Below are 16,691 nucleotides of genomic sequence, written 5' to 3' on the forward strand. Positions count from 1 at the left end.
ATTTATATTGCAAATTTCATACCAAAAAAAGAGAACTTGTTTTTTTATGCTTTACTTATGACTTTTACTAAAAAAGCAACATTGCTCGTAGGAATTTCAGACACTATTTAACTTCTAATTGTTTGGATTTAATACAAGCTCTTAGTATTAGTCTTTATTGAAAAAAGACGCCTACTTCCGTAGGCGCCTCTATCGACTTCTATCCTTTTATCTGAACATTATAATGCTTCAACCAGTGGTCCATTTGAATAAAATGAGCGATGAGCTGCGGACCTGTCATCAGTTGCCCGAACCATGGCGTTTTAAATGAAGCTCCTCCACTTTCAGCAATTTCTCTCATTTTAGTACGATCAATTAAATCAAATAATGGAGAGTCGTTTTGACTAAGAATGTCGAGCATTTCCGTTTTTACTGCATTCGTATAATGTGGATTATGCGTTTTCGGATATGGGCTCTTTTTGCGATATAACACTTCATCCGGTAAAATTCCCTCGAGTGCTTTACGCAAAATCCCCTTTTCTAAACCATTTAATTGCTTCATTTCCCAAGGAATGTTCCATACGTATTCTACGAGACGATGGTCAGCAAACGGGACACGAACCTCTAGGCTGGCTCCCATACTCATTCGATCTTTACGATCGAGGAGCGTTGTCATAAACCAAATGATATTTAAATACGAAATTTCTCTTCTACGTGCTTCTTCTTTCGTATCTTCTTCAAATCTAGGTGTTTCTGCGATCGTTTCTTTATATCTTTCGTGAACGTAGGATTGTAGCTTTAATTTATTTTTCCACTTATCCTGCAGTAGTGCTTCTCTTTCTTGTGTAGAACGCATCCACGGAAATCCATCTAAATTCATCACTTCAGGCTTATGAAACCAAGGGTACCCGCCGAAGATTTCATCGGCGCATTCTCCAGATAAGCCGACCGTCACATCTTCTTTTATTTTTTCACAAAACCATAATAAACTCGAGTCAATATCAGCCATTCCAGGCAAATCACGTACTTCAACAGCTTTCTTTAAATAACCTGCGAGATCCTTCATTGAAATGACGTGATTCGTGTGTAACGTGCGAAATTCATTAGACACTTTTTCAATCCATGGACCATCTGCATTTGGCTGAAAATCATTGGCTTTAAAATATTTATCATTGTCGGCATAATCAATAGAATACGTTCGCAAGTCACCCTTGTTATCGCGCTCAAACACATTAGCTGCTAGAGCTGTTAAAGCACTGGAGTCAATCCCTCCTGATAAGAACGTACACACTGGAACATCTGCTACTAATTGACGTTCGACAGTATCTGTTAACAACCAACGAACTTTTTCTGCTGTTTCATCGACATTATCGACATGCTCCTTACTTTTCAACTTCCAGTAGCGAGTAATTTTAGCCCCGTTGCGGTCATACAGCATTGCATGGGCTGGTCGAAGCTCTTCTATATCTGCGAACACCCCATGTCCCGGTGTACGTGATGGTCCTAAACCTAACACTTCAGAAAGTCCGGTTTCATCCACTGTTGTTGATATGTCCCGATGAGCGAGAAGTGCTTTAATCTCAGACGCAAATAGCAATTTACCATTTTGAACAGAGTAAAATAATGGTTTGACACCGAGACGGTCACGGGCAAGAATTAAACTTTGATCGTGCTCGCTCCAAATGGCAAACGCGAAAATACCATTTAACTTTTCTAAGCAATGAAAGCCCCACTCTATATAAGAAGTTAAGAGAACCTCTGTATCGGAATGTCCCTTAAACGTATGTCCCCGTTGAAGCAGCTCTTTACGTAGATCTTCCGTATTGTATAATTCGCCATTATACACAATTGTATATGAACGATTTCCTTTCGTTCTGGTCATGGGTTGAATACCGCCTTCTGGATCGACAACAATAAGACGAGTATGTCCTAGCGCTGCATGATTAGAGCTCCAAATGTTAATATCATCAGGCCCTCGACGTGATAACGTCTTCGCCATTTTTTCAACTTCAGCCTGCTCTTTTACCATGTTTTGCTTCCAATCAATCCAACCAGTAATACCACACATCTATATCAACCCTCTTTCGGGAGTAATTTATTTAAATGGGTCCAATGCCCATATCCCATCGTATTCATAGTTATCGTAGATTGTTACTCTCCTATCACCTTGTATCCCCTTACACATCAATATTTTTATCTAGTATTCATGTAGAAGAGCGTTCGTTCAGCAATTAAAAAACCAGATGAAATTCAATAAGTCCTGGATGACCATGATTGAAGATCTTTCACCTGATTTAACTCATAGCTATGCATAAAACGATCGATTTATCCTCATAATGAAAACATAATTTGAAAAATAGGGCTTCTTTCGTAATAGAGGCTTTTAAAGGAGTGAATAGAAGTGAATTCTCAACGAGCGCAAGAGATTGTCGAGTCTATGAAGGATGTTCAAGTACTCTTTAATGGAACTCCGGTTATGATCCAACATGTCGACCATGACAATGACACTGCACGAGTGTACGAAAAAAGCCAACCTGAGCACGAGATGACAGTTCCCGTTCAGCAACTAATGGAACAATAAGCTTGTGACTCTAATTTTAAACTACATATCTATATTTGGAACTAAAAAAGAGCTGACCTCGTGTGATCAGCTCTTCTTTAGATTTTCTTGTTTACATATGTATGAAAGTAATTTCTCACAACTCTTATTTACTAATTCATATACTTCTTCGAAATTACCTGTATAGTACGGATCTGGAACATCAACAACATCACTTTCCGGAAGAAAATCAAGAAGCCTTGCAATTTCTCCTGTTTGCTCATGCTCTGCCATTGCGTTTAAGTTCCCTGCATTTTCCGCATCCATTGCAATGATATAATCATAGTTCTGTAAGTCCGGCTTTGTTACTTTTCGTGCCTTCATTCCACTATAATCAATTTTGTATTGGTCTAAGATGTTTCTCGTTCCCTCGTGCGGCGGTTTGCCAATATGCCAGTCTCCCGTTCCTGCCGAATCAATGTCAAATCGATCACTTAAGTTTGCTTCTTCTACTTTTTTCCGAAACACAGCTTCTGCCATCGGCGATCGGCAAATATTACCTAGACAAACGAATAATACTCTTACCATAGCTTCTCTTCCTTTCTAGATCACAAATCCATACCGTAAATGTTAGCGCAATTCATTAGGATAAGCAACGTCCTGTCAGTTCTTACAATCGACTTAAATTTCGTAGTTTCTCTAACTGCATTATAAAAAGACTGGCCCTTTTGAGTCAGTCTTCATTATATGAATTATTCTGAAATAAAGATTTCTCTATGACTTTCCTTTACTTTCGCCAAAACTGCTTCAATATTCGGGTACTCTTTACCAATACAGTATCGTTCTACATTACATAAACTATCTTCCTCACCTCGAAAAATTTGGACAATCTCTTCGATTCCCATCTTTTTCGTTTGAACGACTCCATCTACATAAACTGCATCATTATTTTCAAACTTTTCATAAATAACATGGAAATTTGGCTTTGTCTCCCCAATAAAAAACTCTTTCGTTTCGACTAGATCATGAACGCGCACGTTCTCTTCACTTCCTATTCTAAAAATTTTATAGCACCTACTAACTATACACCTTCGTCATACCATTTTTGAAAAACATTTGTGACCATTACTTTACAACATCTTGAAGGTTTCGTTCAATTTACGAGATAGAAACTATTCTAGGAAATCCAAACCAATTTTATACATAAAAATGGTTTTTACTTGTAAGTTTTTACATCAATAATCTCATCCAGTTGTAAATAGTTTTTTCCACCAAATTGATCAATCAGGTGCAGTTTTCTTTCTTGTTCATTAAAATGATGAACCGTACCAACCATACAATGGTAGTCATAGTTTTCATAGTAAGTAAAAATAAGTGATGCGTTATTTGCCATCCCTTCACAAATCTGTTCATTCATTTCTAACAGCTGTTGCTCATCAAGTTGAGGCTTTTTTTGATAAGTCAGCTCCTTTTTTAACTCACGAAGTAAACCTACATGTTCTGGAAGCATCATCGCTGTCCACTTTATATTTCCACGATCTTTAATCATGTATTTCATCTCCTCTACGCTTTATGACCGCCAAGAAGCGTACAACGGTATTTAGCTGTACCCGCTTCCGTGTAAGAAACAGCTCGTAATAAGGCATCTGATCCATATTTATTTCGAATGGCATCCATCGCATAACCTAATTCCTTTTTCCGAGGTTTCGCTGGATCCAGCAAACTGAGCTGAACATGAGCATCATCACAAACATTCGATAGCGCAATTGTAATTTGTCTTACCGTTTCTCCCCGATAATGCTTCTTCATTAAATGAAGACATGCTTCGTAAATATCCATAGTCAAGTTGGTCGGTTCATCAAGACTGACTGAGCGGTAAAAGCCGCCGCCATACTCTTCTTTACTGTAGCCAAGACCTAAACTTACGGTACGCCCTGCCTTACCAGCATTGCGAGCCCGTCTTGTCACTTCCTCACACATTTCTAAAATGACACATTTAATATCTTCTCTCTCTTTATAATCACGAAGTAAAATTTGTCCTTTTGCAAAACTAATCTGCCCCTGCATAATCGGGGCGCCGAGCTCAGACAAATCGATCCCCCATGCATGGTAATACATTTGATTTCCCATAACACCAAACGCTTTCTCTAATCTTGTCACGTCATATTGTGCAAGCTGTCCGACAGTTCGAATCCCTAGACGATTTAAACGTTTTTCTAACCGCGAACCGATTCCCCACATCTCGCGCAACGGTAAGGGCCATAACTCATTTTGCAAATCCTCAAAATCCCACTGGGCCACTCCCGTCTTTTTGGCTTTAATATCTAGACAGAGTTTGGACATAAGCATATTCGGACCAATCCCGATCGCACATGTTAAGCCAAAGTCTCTTAACATGTCTTGACGAATACGCTGCGCTAATTGTGAAGGTGATCCCCAAAGACGTTCCGTACCATCTACTTGAAGGAAGCTTTCATCCACACTATAAACGTGAATGGCTTCGAATGGGACGTAGCGAGTAAAAAACTTTGTCAGTTCCACGGAAGTATCCAGATACATCGCCATTTGCGCATTAACGAGCTGGATACGAGGATCATCCGGAATTTCAAATAACCGACTTCCCGTTTTAATTCCAAAGTCTTTTTTTAGTTTAGGTGTCGCTGCAAGCACAACACTTCCGGACCTTTCCGTATCAGCAACAACAGCTAAATAACACTCTAATGGATCAAGCCCTAGCGCTAACGCTGAACAACTGGCATAAAAACTTTTCATATCGACACAAAGAATGCTGCGTTTTTCAATCGTTTCATACAATGGTTGCGGAACCAAATAAATCCCCCTCAAAAAGAACTTGTGTTCGTATTTTATTCTTCATTATAATCGAATATACGTTCGTTTTTCAAATAGAAAATGTTTACAACGATCACTTCCTATGAATACGTCCTAACATTATTCGCAACGATAAATTGAAAGACATTTGGAAATAATAAGGATGAGGTGAAAAAACGTGGAACATTATCATGTAGCAAACTTAAACAACGAACAGCTCCAAAGGTTGAAAAGTCTTGAAGAAGAATTAAATGTCGTATTAATTGCCTACGATGACGATGAAGAAGAAAAACCAGGCGGTAAACATACAATCGTTACTGGGTGAAAAATAAAGATAAGAAAGGGGTACTGACTAAATTCAGTGCTCTATTTTCATTAGAATAATACTAAAATAACAAAATTCCCCTTTAAAGTTGCATTTAACTAGAAAAAAAGGGAAAATTACAATAAAGCCGAATGTATAGGAGAATTGTAGTCAATGAAATATTTTCAACCTGATTTTGAGTTAAAACATTTTACTGAAATTACAGCAGAATGGCTAAAAACGAATAATATAAAAACGATTTTATCGGACTTAGATAGCACACTTGCCATTCACCACCAACCCGGTGGACAAGATGTAGAGGAATGGGTCACCATGTTAAAAGAAAACGGAGTCGAACTTGCAATCGTATCAAATAACAGCCAAGGGCGTGTTGATCGGTTTTCAGAGCCTTTAGGAATCCATGGCTTAGGGCGCAGTGGAAAGCCCGCTATACGGAAGATTGAACGATACATGCAGAAAATGGGAGCAAAAAAAGAAACAAGTTTATTTCTTGGAGATCAGCTTTTTACAGATGTTTGGTGTGGAAAGCGACTAAATATGAAAACAGCTCTAGTTCATCCAGTTGGTGAAGAACACGAGCCGTGGAACATTAGACTAAAGCGGGTATTTGAAAGACTAATTCGTAGAAGATGGTAAAAAAGATGGTAAAGCGAGGGTAGAAGCTGTTAAAGTTTCTACCTTTTTACGTGCCCCGTATTGTTTTGCTTTAGCCACTTTACTAAAATAAAGAAAGATTGAAATGAAGGAGCATCATTTATGGATCGCCAGTTTTTAAAAAAGAAGATTGAAAAAATAACAGCTAGCTATGTACATGACCCTGATGTACGTTTAAGCGATGACCAAGTCAACACACTTATAGAAAAATTTAATGAACAAAGGCTCGCCAACCCTAATGAAGATTTACACCACATTCTTCACGATGTCATTTATGATTATTTAACGGTTAATTACTTTTGATAAAACTTTTTACCGCCGATCTTTTCAACGAGGCGTGGAAACAGCTGATACAACGTTGAACCTGCATCCATCCACCATGGTAAATTCAACTCCCGCTTCGGCTTAATCATTAATTCCACAATACGTTTTGCTACTGCTTCTGGGGCTAACATCATCTTTTCCACATTCTTTTTATACGTACCGGTTTTATCGGCTTGATCAAAAAAGGCTGTTCGAATCGGGCCCGGATTAACAAGGCTTACATAAATATTCGAATCGTGCAATTCCATTCGCAGTGCATTTGTAAATCCTCTTACCGCATGCTTCGTTGCTGAATAAACACTCGATTTCGGTGTAGCAATCTTACCTGCTTGTGAACCTATGTTAATGATGTGCCCTTCTTGTTTTTCTAAGAAGTAGGGCAGAACCGCTTTAGTACAAGCCATCAGCCCTAAAACATTCACATGAAACATCTCTTCAACTTGATGGAAATCAGCCTCGTTAAAAGCATCAAAATAACCGATTCCGGCATTGTTAATAAGAACATCTATCGTATCATGGTTAGCAACCACTTTTTCAACTGTATTTTGCACACTTTCGAATGATGTAACATCTAATGGATAATAATACGCTTGAACAGCATGTTTTTCCTTGATTTCTTTTGTAATCATTTCTAATTTATTAATAGATCGAGCGAGTAAAATCGGGGTTGCTCCCATTTCAGCAACGCGAAAAGCGAGCTCTTTCCCAATCCCGCTAGAAGCACCTGTTATTACAATTTTTTTATGTAGAAGCCATTTCGTTGTCATCTTTTCCTCCTAATCATTTTACCTATCTGTATAGTTATTCATAATTTTGAAAAAACAATCAGTCACACCTTGACGGAATTGCAAGTTCAACTTATAATAGTCTCCAAAGTATAATGAGCGTTGATAGGAATAGTAAACAGTGACATGTGTCCAGAGAGCAACACCCACCGGCTGAAAGGTGTGCCACCGCTGAAACTGTTGAACCTGCCCTTGAGCTGTCAGGCAAACCTGACCGTCGCCGGCGTTAACGGTTCCAAGAGGGCTTGCTTATAGCTTGCCAACAAAGGTGGTACCGCGGATCCAACTCTTCCGTCCTTTTATTTTTATTAGGACAGAAGAGTTTTTTAGTTTATTGGGATTTTTTTACTTCTATCGCTACCCAAGCGCTTCCGCTTTTCTAACTATTTTATCACTTTACACTGACTCTACAAATAAAAAGAGGGATGACGATGACGAAACAACGAATTGTCGTAAAAATCGGCAGTAGTTCGTTAACTAATAATAACGGCGGGCTGTCCATTGATAAGATTTCTGAACATACTGCGGCTATAGCAAAGTTGAAACAACAAGGTCACGATGTAATTCTCATCTCTTCCGGTGCCGTGGCTGCTGGATTTACACACCTTGGCTACCCTACTCGCCCCGTAACCATCGCTGGTAAGCAAGCTGCTGCTGCAGTTGGGCAAGGGCTGTTAATGCAAGCATATACCGAAGAATTCAGAAAACATGACATCGTTACAGCGCAACTGCTGCTCACTAGACATAATTTTTCAAATCAAGAACAATACAACAATGCTTATTCTACTCTATCCGAACTCATCAAACGTGACGTCATCCCTATCATTAATGAAAATGACTCAATTTCCCTTGAGGAGCTTACGTTTGGCGATAACGACATGCTGTCAGCGTTAGTCAGCGGACTTATTCATGCGAATACACTAATTATTCTTACTGATATAAACGGATTATACGATGACAACCCGAAGACCAATCCGAACGCAAAAAAGTTTTCATTCTTACCAGAAGTCACTGAAGAACTGCTCGAAGCTGCTGGAGGGGCTGGATCAAGTGTTGGCACAGGCGGTATGCGTTCAAAAATCGAGGCAGCCAAAACGGCCCTTTCCGTTGGTGTTAAAGTATTTATAGGCTTAGGGACAGGATCAGATAAACTTGTCGATATTATTGCTGGAAAAGGTGATGGCACTTATATTGGCTATACCGATCACCACATGATGAAAAGTAAAAAACAGTGGATCGGAATTCATTCTGAAATTGCAGGTAAAATCACGATCGATCCCGGCGCTGAAAATGCAGTCATTCATAAAGGAAAAAGTCTTCTCCCTGCTGGTATTACCGTAGTTGAAGGTAATTTCTCAACTGGCGATGTAATTGAAGTCTTTAATCAAAAAGGTGAATTGATTGGAAAAGGTCAAGTCAGTTATTCATCGAGTGAATTGGAATTAATTAAAGGATTATCAAGTGAAGAAGCAAAAAAACAGACAAATAAAGAACGATCAGAGGTCATTCACAGAAATTTATGGGTAACGATAAAGGAGAAGATGATCAAATGAGTGAACTCATTCAAAAAGCCAAAGAAGCAAAAGAAATTACAGCAGATCTAGCTGTCTTAACGACAGAACAAAAAAATGAAGCATTACTACTTATAGCAGAACAACTAATTGAAGAAACAGACTACATCCTTACAGAAAACGAAAAAGATATTATAGCAGGCCGAGAAAACGGTCTAACCGAATCACTGATTGACCGACTAAAGCTGACGAGTGATCGTATCAAAGATATGGCAGATGGTTTAAAGCAAGTAGCAGACCTAGCTGATCCGATTGGGGAAGTTCTTGAAGAATGGGATCGTCCAAACGGATTACAAATTAAAAAAGTAAGAGTTCCACTCGGTGTAATTGGAATGATTTACGAAGCAAGACCAAACGTAACTGTTGATGCCTCTGGGTTATGTTTAAAAGCAGGAAATGCTGTTATTTTACGTGGAAGCTCAACAGCTATTTTTTCAAATAAAGCAATTGTTCAAGTCATTCATCGCGGACTAGAGAAAAGTCAATTACCGATTGAAACGGTTCAACTTCTTGAAGATACAAGTCGTGAAACGGCTTCTGAAATGTTTAAACTGAATGAATACTTAGACGTGCTTATTCCCCGCGGAGGTGCTAACCTTATCCAATCTGTCGTTAAAAACGCTTCGGTTCCAGTATTAGAAACTGGTGTTGGAAACTGCCATGTTTATATTGACGAAACAGCCGATAAGGAAATGGCCATTTCCATTGCAGTTAATGCGAAAACTCAACGTCCTTCTGTATGTAATGCGGCGGAAACGATCCTCGTTCATAAAGACTGGGCAAAGGTTCACTTACAAGATCTTTTAGCCCAGCTAAAAGAAAAACACGTTGAAATTCGCGCAAATGAAAAAGCATGCGAGGTCGATACTAGCTTAATGGCTGCTACTGAAGAAGATTGGGGCACAGAATATCTTGATTTAACTGTAGCACTTCGAGTAGTTGATAGTGTAGAAGAAGCGATTGAACATATTCAAACATATGGAACAAAGCATTCTGAAGCCATTATTTCGGATGATGCTGATAGTGTCAGCAAATTTTTAAATTACGTCGATGCAGCTGCTGTATACCATAATGCGTCCACTCGCTTCACTGACGGTTTTGAATTTGGCTTTGGTGCGGAAATAGGGATTAGCACACAAAAGCTTCATGCTCGTGGTCCAATGGGACTTCCTGCATTAACATCAACGAAATATGTCGTTCGCGGCACTGGACAAATTAAGTAAAGGGCAGGTGGAAAGTGATGTTAAAAAATAAAACTGTAACATTCGTAGGAGCCGGTTCAATGGCTGAAGCCATTTTCGCTGGACTGATTAACAAAGAATTATTAAAACCAGAACAAATTATTGCAACGAATCGAAAAGATGCAGACCGCCTAGAAAGCTTAAAGAATACGTACGGCATCCAAACAACTACTAATAAAGAGGAAGCCTTAGCTCAAGCGGATATTGTTGTCTTGGCAATGAAACCATCAAACGTTATTGATGGAATTGAACTGATTAAACCTTTCATACGAAAAGAACAAATCTTCATTTCCGTATTAGCTGGAGTTACAACTCAATACCTTGAAGAACTACTTGGGATGGAGGCGCCTGTTATTCGTTCTATGCCTAATACTTCAGCGAAAGTAGGCGAATCAGCTACGGCTTTATCTGCTGGAAAATTTGCATCAGAAGAAGATACAAACCTTTCCGCTCAATTGTTTGAAGCAATCGGGACCGTTCACATTATTCCTGAGGACAAACAAGACGGCTTTACAGGAGTTGCCGGAAGTGGCCCAGCCTATATCTACTATTTTGTTGAAGCGATGGAAAGAGCAGCAAAAGAACTTGGATTAGAAGAGGAAGAAGCAAAAGAAGCTATCATTCAAACATTAAGAGGCTCTTTAAAGCGTCTTGAGTCTACTTCAAAGACATCTGCACAGCTTTATAAAGAAGTGATGAGTCCAAATGGAGCAACAGAGGCTGCATTAAATGTGCTTGCCTCTTACCAATTCCAAGATGCTGTCATCGCTGGAATTAAACGATCTTCTGCACGAGCAAAAGAAATGGGACAAATTTTTACAGAGTCCAAATAAAAAAACGCCTTCAAAATCATCTACTTTATGATTTTGAAGGCTATTTATTTGTTTTAAAACCGTCCTGCATCATTCACAAAACTTCTATTGATAATAAGACCCCGAAAAAAAACTCTCACTCATCTTTTTCTTTTTTACAAATATAAATCATCGACTGACTTTGATTGGTTAACGGTGTTTTATCCCACCTGCCATATTGATGAACAATTGTAAATCCATGAGAGGTTAACAGTCGTTCCATTTCCTTAGGGTAGACATAGCGGAGCTGAATATGGGTGATCTCTTCGTTCTCTTTACTTCGTCTAATCGTCTTGTACGTTTGAATTTGGGCTAAATCATCATATTGACTGACTGTGTAAACATCGACCTTTTGACCTGCAGTGTCATGATAAGATCGCCAGTATTCCTCTTGTTCAGATTGCATTAATTCTTCTTTTGAAGGAAACCTTGTTCCAAACAGAAATAGACCACCTTTTTTCAAGTGCCGATATACTGAGGAAAGTAAATCATCTTGTTCTTGATTGGATAAAAAGTGCTGAAACGAATTGCCCACCATAAATACAAATGAACTTTTTATATCAAGATCTAGCTTTGTACAATCCTGCGTTACTAAACGAACATCTATCTCCTTTGCATTCGCTTTTTCTTTTGCTTTGCTTAACATTTTTTCATGCAGGTCAACACCTACTGTTTCTATCCCCTGCTCAGCAAGCCGCAGTGCAATTCTTCCCGTTCCGCAAGCTAACTCAATAACAGGTCCATTTACTTGTTTTGCAAACTCTTCGATCATTGAAAAATCTTCTAAAAAGGCTTCATTTTCAAAATCATATAAATCAGGGTCTTGATATTCTTCTAGATTGTTATTTAGACTCATACCGTTTGTTCATTCTCCCTACCTAGTTCTTTTCTCTATCGTACACCAATTTTTGCTATAGGTTAATGTATTCTACATGTTGCTCATTCTCTGTTTAATAGCCAATCTGATGCTGCTAATCCTGAAAGTACAGCTCCTTCAACAGCTCCTCGTTTAAATATATCTCCAGCAAAAGCGATAGGTCCCGGAAGAGTTGTGGCGACAAATTCATCTGGGTGTAAAGCTTCTGGTTTTGAATAGCGCCAACGCTTTAACTGTTTCTCTACTATCTCACCTTCTCCTAGAAGAGGCTTTGCTGCTTGAATTAGTTTTTCTATTATGACCTGGTCTTCTTGATCATAATGTTCACGAGACCAATATTCGTTTCCGTGTATCGTCACTACTGTTGTATCCGATATGCCTTTTTGTTGATTATCACCTAGGAACGACACTACCCCTTCTTTTATTTGAATTCCACCTGGCTTTGGTATATTCGTAGGTGCATCTAATGCAACAATTGTACATAAGCAGGGAAAATAGCTCGTTGTCTTAAGATCTTCTTTAATATTTTCCTCCACCTTTACTTCTTCAATTAACTCTAAAGATTGTGGTGTAGGTGAAGTTAATAGTAATTGATCTGCCATAAAAGAAACTAACTCTGCTTCTTTTCCTTTACGTACAATTACAGACCATTTATCCTCTATCCACTCAATTTTTTCCACTTTATGGTCTACTTTAATGTTTAGATCTTGTGCTAATTCCTTCATTAAAGCATTCATTCCATTCTTACCTGCATAACGGGGGTAACCATCATTGTGTAAGGATAGACTTCCGATTTCGGTTACATTGTTCATTTGATGAAAACCATTTGTCCATGTATGTATAAGGCCAGCTTGCTCCCACTCCTTTACAAGAGCTTTCATTTGCTCACTACGAGCAGTAAAGAATTGAGCACCGTGGTCACTTCTGCCACCACTTACTCTTCTTGTAGCCATTCGCCCCCCGACACTTTTTCCTTTATCTAATACGAGGTAATTCTCATTTTTCTCTGAAAATTTCTTTGCTGCCATAATTCCAGCTAACCCCGCACCGACAATAATGACCGAATAATGATCCATTCTCCCCATCTCCCTCAAATACAACGTTTCCCTTATTGTAACAAATTGAATATTGTTAGTGGGTGGCAATGTGTTGAACGAAGTTACGATGTTTTCTTTCCCTATACATCAAAATCTAGTAAAATAAGTAGGTATGCATTGAAGCTTTAAATTATTACCTTGTAGAAAATAGATGATAAGAGTAAGTTTTGGAGGAGAGAGATGGCTTCACAACAAGCAAAAGAAAACAAACAACCGAATCGGATTTCGGAATACTGTGCAAAAATAGTTGAACATAAAGCATTTACCACTACGGTTATTACATTTATTATTATAAACGCCATTGTAGTAGGGATTGAAACATACCCTAATGTCTACCAAACGTATACAAGTTGGTTTTACTATGCTGACATTACCCTATTGTGGATTTTTACAATTGAGATTGCCCTAAGAATGATCGCTGCCCGTCCAACCTACACTTTCTTTAAAAGCAGCTGGAACTGGTTTGATTTTCTTATCGTTGCGGCCGGTCATATTTTTGTAGGTGCACACTTTGTCACCGTTTTACGTATCCTGCGTGTTCTTCGGGTCCTGCGAGCTATTTCCGTTATTCCTTCTTTACGAAAATTAGTTGATGCGCTCTTATTAACGATTCCGGCACTAGGGAATATTATGATTTTAATGAGCATTATCTTTTATATATTTGCGGTTACGGGGACGATGTTGTTTGCTGATGTGGCCCCTGAGTATTTCGGGAATTTGCAATTATCGTTATTAACCTTATTCCAAGTAGTTACTCTAGAATCATGGGCCAGCGGGGTTATGCGCCCTATATTTGCAGAAGTAGCTTGGTCATGGATCTACTTTGTTCTCTTTATCCTTGTCGGTACCTTCATTGTATTTAACTTGTTTATCGGGGTTATCGTAAGTAATGTTGAAAAAACAAGTAAAGACGAAGACGACGATAACGAGGCCGAAATGAAAAATGAGGTACGAGAGCTTCGTAAAGAAATTGCTGAACTTAAAAATATGATGATTAAGATGAACAAAAGCTGAGGAAATGCCCTCAGCTTTTTACTTATTTAATTCCCATTTTATTTGGGCCTGTTTCGCCTTCCACCCAGTCAAACTCAATCTCAAACGAATGCTTGTCCCCTTTAGTCGAGTATTCATATTCTACTTTTAGACGTTGCGACGGTTTCACTTGCACTTCTTCCTCACCTTGCATAAAAACGAACTGACCTTCTTCTCTAAGTTTTTTTGCAATCATTTCTAACACGTCAGCAAAATCACTTAGACCTTGTTGCTCTTTATGTTTTAAGATAATTTGAGTTGGTACTTTTCCTGCTTCATTCATCTTATTGCCCCCTTTAATCCTAATTACTTTTATTATAAGCTATTCCTTGTCTCTCTTATGTGAACGATATTTGACTAAAGAGTGTTGTTTCATATGAAGATATTCAATAGTACACAAAAGCAAGGTGCAAATCGCTTTTTGATTTGCACCTTGCTCAAACTTCAATTTTTATTCAATTGAATCGTCCGCTGCTCCAAAAAATTCTTCATATAGGGCACGAACGGCTTTCTCTTCATCTTCTTGGCGAATACCAAATACTAAGCTGACTTCTGAAGAGCCTTGGTTAATCATTTCAATATTTACATCAGCATTGGCAAGTGCCGAAGTTGCACGTGCTGAAAGACCGATCGTATTATGCATTCCTTCGCCAACCATCATAATCATGGAAAAATCGCGCTCTACATACACATCATCTACATCTAACTCTTCTCGAATACGAGTAATGATGCGATCTTCTTTCTCCCCATCCAACTGACACTGTTTTAAAATAACAGACGTGTCATCAATACCAGATGGGATATGTTCGTAGGAAATGCCTTCTTCTTCAATAATTTGAAGTAATTTACGTCCAAAACCGATTTCACGGTGCATTAAGTACTTCCGCACATATAGCGTGCAAAATTCTGAGTCACTTGCAATCCCAATCACTGGATTTAACACACAAGCACGTTCAGCCATTATCATCGTCCCACGAGCTTCTGGATTATTTGTATTTTTAATACATACAGGAATGGACTGACGGAATGCAGGCATTAACGCTTCATCATGAAATACTGAAAAACCAGCATATGATAACTCACGCATTTCACGATACGTCATTTTCTTAATGTTCACAGGATTTTCAACGATCTTTGGATTGGCTGCAAATACCGAATCAACATCTGTGAAATTCTCATATAAATCTGCCTTCACTCCTGCAGCTAAAATGGATCCTGTAATATCTGATCCACCTCGAGGGAAAGTAACTAAAGTTCCTTCTTTTGAGTAGCCAAAAAATCCTGGAAAAACAATTACACCTGGACGTTCCCTTAGTTGGAACAAATGATCGTAGCTTTCCGGAAGAACTTGAGCGTTTCCAGGTTCATCACTCACTAATAATCCGGCCTCTTTTGGATTTACATATTGCGCCTCAATTCCGGTACTTTGAAAGTAAGCCGCAATTAACTTTGCATTGTTGTCTTCTCCACTGGCTTTCATTTGATCAATGAATTTCCCTTCATGTGAAGTGTCAAAAGCTACTCGGGCTTGTAAATCCTCTTTTATCGTTTCTATAATATCTGCTGACAAATTTAAATCTAATGCAATCTCTTCATAACGGCTTACAACGGCACGTAAAGCATTTTCAACGTGACCTTTTTCTAACACGGCATCCGCTAACTGTATAAGTAAATCCGTAACCTTTGTATCTGTTGCTTCCCTTTTTCCTGGTGCTGAAACGACTACAAATTTTCTCTCTTCATTCTCAGCAATGATTGAAGCCACTTTACGAATTTGTTCTGCGTTAGCCACTGATGTTCCACCGAATTTCGCTACTCTCATCTCGTTTCTCCAACTCCTATAAAGTTTTTTTCTGCTCCCTTAATATTTCGATAATTCATAATTTATCATAGCCCTTCCCTGTTTGCAAAGTTGAATAAATTGGATATCGCAGGCTGTGTAAGGATATATCACCAACTGGTTTATTCAACCTTCACATTCTCCCCATTCACGCTAATCGATAGAAAACCCTCCCATATGGTTGGATTTTCATGTGACAGTAACACTTCACAGGAATAAAGAGCTGAAATTAACAAACAATATTCGATATTTCTCAGCAAAATCCCTTCTCCCCAGAACCTTATTCATAAATTATTCGTAATTACTTTTTTTTAGTATGTAACCATCCAGTAAGCTAATGTTATTCTTCACTTCCTTTAGTCAGTTTTTGAAACCAACATCACATATAGGAATTAAAAAATTAGTACTCACCATGAAGAAAGTACAATAAAAAGGAAAATAGATCCAATTAACTGTTTTCTTTTCCATAATATTGTGTTAATTTAATAGTACAACTGAAGAAAACGGGAGCTCCAAAGCAAAGGGCTGAGAGGACAACTGATACTGTTGTCGACCGTGAACCTGATCTAGGTAATGCTAGCGGAGGGATTTTGTAGAATACTTATGTCCATTCGACCGCTTTCTAGCGGTCTTTTTATTTTTATAGTACACATTATGCAAAATATCCGACAGTCTAACAGTCGGATAACATCATAATGATTGCAACTATAAAAATGGATTCCATTCTTATAATATCATTCCCCTCCT

The 16,691-nt window shown here is 38.5% G+C and carries 18 protein-coding genes and 1 riboswitch; of the genes, 8 read left to right on the plus strand and 10 right to left on the minus strand.

All coding sequences use genetic code 11. The features are described from left to right. Positions 1–199: 199 nt before the first annotated feature. Positions 200–2,047, minus strand: a complete 1,848-nt coding sequence (gene asnB / locus N7Z68_RS01875) for an asparagine synthase (glutamine-hydrolyzing) (protein ID WP_275116754.1) — start codon at positions 2,045–2,047, stop codon at positions 200–202. A gap of 333 nt (positions 2,048–2,380) precedes the next feature. On the opposite strand from asnB, the gene N7Z68_RS01880 reads away from it, so the two are divergent. Next, entirely contained in the window at positions 2,381–2,560 is a 180-nt protein-coding gene (locus N7Z68_RS01880) for an H-type small acid-soluble spore protein (protein WP_275116755.1), read from the plus strand. A 66-nt stretch (positions 2,561–2,626) separates the two neighbouring features. On the opposite strand, the gene N7Z68_RS01885 is transcribed toward N7Z68_RS01880, so the two are convergent. The 4 genes from N7Z68_RS01885 to N7Z68_RS01900 form a co-directional block, all read right to left on the minus strand. Then, complete coding sequence (locus tag N7Z68_RS01885) at positions 2,627–3,106, minus strand: low molecular weight protein-tyrosine-phosphatase (protein ID WP_275116756.1); 480 nt, start codon at positions 3,104–3,106, stop codon at positions 2,627–2,629. A gap of 164 nt (positions 3,107–3,270) precedes the next feature. Beyond that, the gene (locus tag N7Z68_RS01890; RefSeq protein ID WP_275116757.1) at positions 3,271–3,555 is read right to left on the minus strand and encodes a hypothetical protein; all 285 of its coding nucleotides are present in this window, start codon (positions 3,553–3,555) and stop codon (positions 3,271–3,273) included. A 179-nt stretch (positions 3,556–3,734) separates the two neighbouring features. Beyond that, positions 3,735–4,067: a YolD-like family protein gene (locus N7Z68_RS01895; RefSeq protein WP_275116758.1), complete on the minus strand. Its 333-nt coding sequence runs from the start codon at positions 4,065–4,067 to the stop codon at positions 3,735–3,737. Positions 4,068–4,081: 14 nt separating this feature from the next. Then, a complete protein-coding gene (locus tag N7Z68_RS01900; RefSeq protein WP_275116920.1) occupies positions 4,082–5,290 on the minus strand; it encodes a Y-family DNA polymerase in 1,209 nt (402 codons plus the stop codon). A gap of 235 nt (positions 5,291–5,525) precedes the next feature. On the opposite strand from N7Z68_RS01900, the gene N7Z68_RS01905 reads away from it, so the two are divergent. The 3 genes from N7Z68_RS01905 to N7Z68_RS01915 all read left to right on the plus strand — a co-directional run bounded on the left by N7Z68_RS01905 (position 5,526) and on the right by N7Z68_RS01915 (position 6,629). Then, on the plus strand, positions 5,526–5,672 hold the full coding sequence (locus N7Z68_RS01905) for a hypothetical protein (protein ID WP_275116759.1): 147 nt from the start codon (positions 5,526–5,528) through the stop codon (positions 5,670–5,672). Between the two features lie 153 nt (positions 5,673–5,825). Further along, positions 5,826–6,308, plus strand: a complete 483-nt coding sequence (locus N7Z68_RS01910; RefSeq protein WP_275116760.1) for a YqeG family HAD IIIA-type phosphatase — start codon at positions 5,826–5,828, stop codon at positions 6,306–6,308. Between the two features lie 120 nt (positions 6,309–6,428). Further along, the gene (locus tag N7Z68_RS01915) at positions 6,429–6,629 is read left to right on the plus strand and encodes a YqzH family protein (RefSeq protein ID WP_275116761.1); all 201 of its coding nucleotides are present in this window, start codon (positions 6,429–6,431) and stop codon (positions 6,627–6,629) included. Here N7Z68_RS01915 and N7Z68_RS01920 read toward each other — a convergent pair. Continuing rightward, the gene (locus tag N7Z68_RS01920; RefSeq protein WP_275116762.1) at positions 6,620–7,417 is read right to left on the minus strand and encodes an SDR family NAD(P)-dependent oxidoreductase; all 798 of its coding nucleotides are present in this window, start codon (positions 7,415–7,417) and stop codon (positions 6,620–6,622) included. The genes N7Z68_RS01915 and N7Z68_RS01920 overlap by 10 nt on opposite strands. Before the next feature lie 449 nt (positions 7,418–7,866). Between N7Z68_RS01920 and proB the strand changes: the two genes are divergently transcribed. Genes proB through proC form a run of 3 tightly spaced genes read left to right on the plus strand, consistent with a single transcriptional unit; the run spans position 7,867 to position 11,080 of the window. After that, positions 7,867–8,988 (plus strand): glutamate 5-kinase, encoded by a 1,122-nt coding sequence (proB, locus tag N7Z68_RS01925; RefSeq protein WP_275116763.1) that lies wholly within the window; start codon positions 7,867–7,869, stop codon positions 8,986–8,988. Further along, entirely contained in the window at positions 8,985–10,229 is a 1,245-nt protein-coding gene (locus N7Z68_RS01930; protein WP_275116764.1) for a glutamate-5-semialdehyde dehydrogenase, read from the plus strand. The genes proB and N7Z68_RS01930 overlap by 4 nt, the downstream gene beginning before the upstream one ends. A 17-nt stretch (positions 10,230–10,246) precedes the next feature. Then, on the plus strand, positions 10,247–11,080 hold the full coding sequence (gene proC, locus N7Z68_RS01935) for a pyrroline-5-carboxylate reductase (RefSeq protein ID WP_275116765.1): 834 nt from the start codon (positions 10,247–10,249) through the stop codon (positions 11,078–11,080). A 115-nt stretch (positions 11,081–11,195) separates the two neighbouring features. Here proC and N7Z68_RS01940 read toward each other — a convergent pair whose 3' ends face one another. Then, positions 11,196–11,954, minus strand: coding sequence for a class I SAM-dependent methyltransferase (locus tag N7Z68_RS01940; RefSeq protein WP_275116766.1), 759 nt, complete (start codon positions 11,952–11,954; stop codon positions 11,196–11,198). 83 nt (positions 11,955–12,037) lie between these two features. Then, complete coding sequence (locus N7Z68_RS01945) at positions 12,038–13,051, minus strand: NAD(P)/FAD-dependent oxidoreductase (protein ID WP_275116767.1); 1,014 nt, start codon at positions 13,049–13,051, stop codon at positions 12,038–12,040. A gap of 201 nt (positions 13,052–13,252) precedes the next feature. Here N7Z68_RS01945 and N7Z68_RS01950 point away from each other — a divergent pair, with 201 nt between their 5' ends. Beyond that, positions 13,253–14,086, plus strand: coding sequence for an ion transporter (locus tag N7Z68_RS01950; RefSeq protein WP_275116768.1), 834 nt, complete (start codon positions 13,253–13,255; stop codon positions 14,084–14,086). A 22-nt stretch (positions 14,087–14,108) separates the two neighbouring features. Here N7Z68_RS01950 and N7Z68_RS01955 read toward each other — a convergent pair whose 3' ends face one another. Next, a complete protein-coding gene (locus N7Z68_RS01955; RefSeq protein ID WP_275116769.1) occupies positions 14,109–14,387 on the minus strand; it encodes an amphi-Trp domain-containing protein in 279 nt (92 codons plus the stop codon). 168 nt (positions 14,388–14,555) lie between these two features. Next, positions 14,556–15,926 (minus strand): aspartate kinase, encoded by a 1,371-nt coding sequence (locus N7Z68_RS01960; RefSeq protein ID WP_275116770.1) that lies wholly within the window; start codon positions 15,924–15,926, stop codon positions 14,556–14,558. 511 nt (positions 15,927–16,437) lie between these two features. Continuing rightward, a riboswitch (TPP riboswitch) is annotated at positions 16,438–16,549 on the plus strand. Positions 16,550–16,691 lie beyond the last annotated feature (142 nt).

It is taken from the genome of Alkalihalobacterium chitinilyticum (assembly GCF_029028005.1).
Classification (GTDB): Bacteria; Bacillota; Bacilli; order Bacillales; family Bacillaceae_F; genus Alkalihalobacterium; species Alkalihalobacterium chitinilyticum.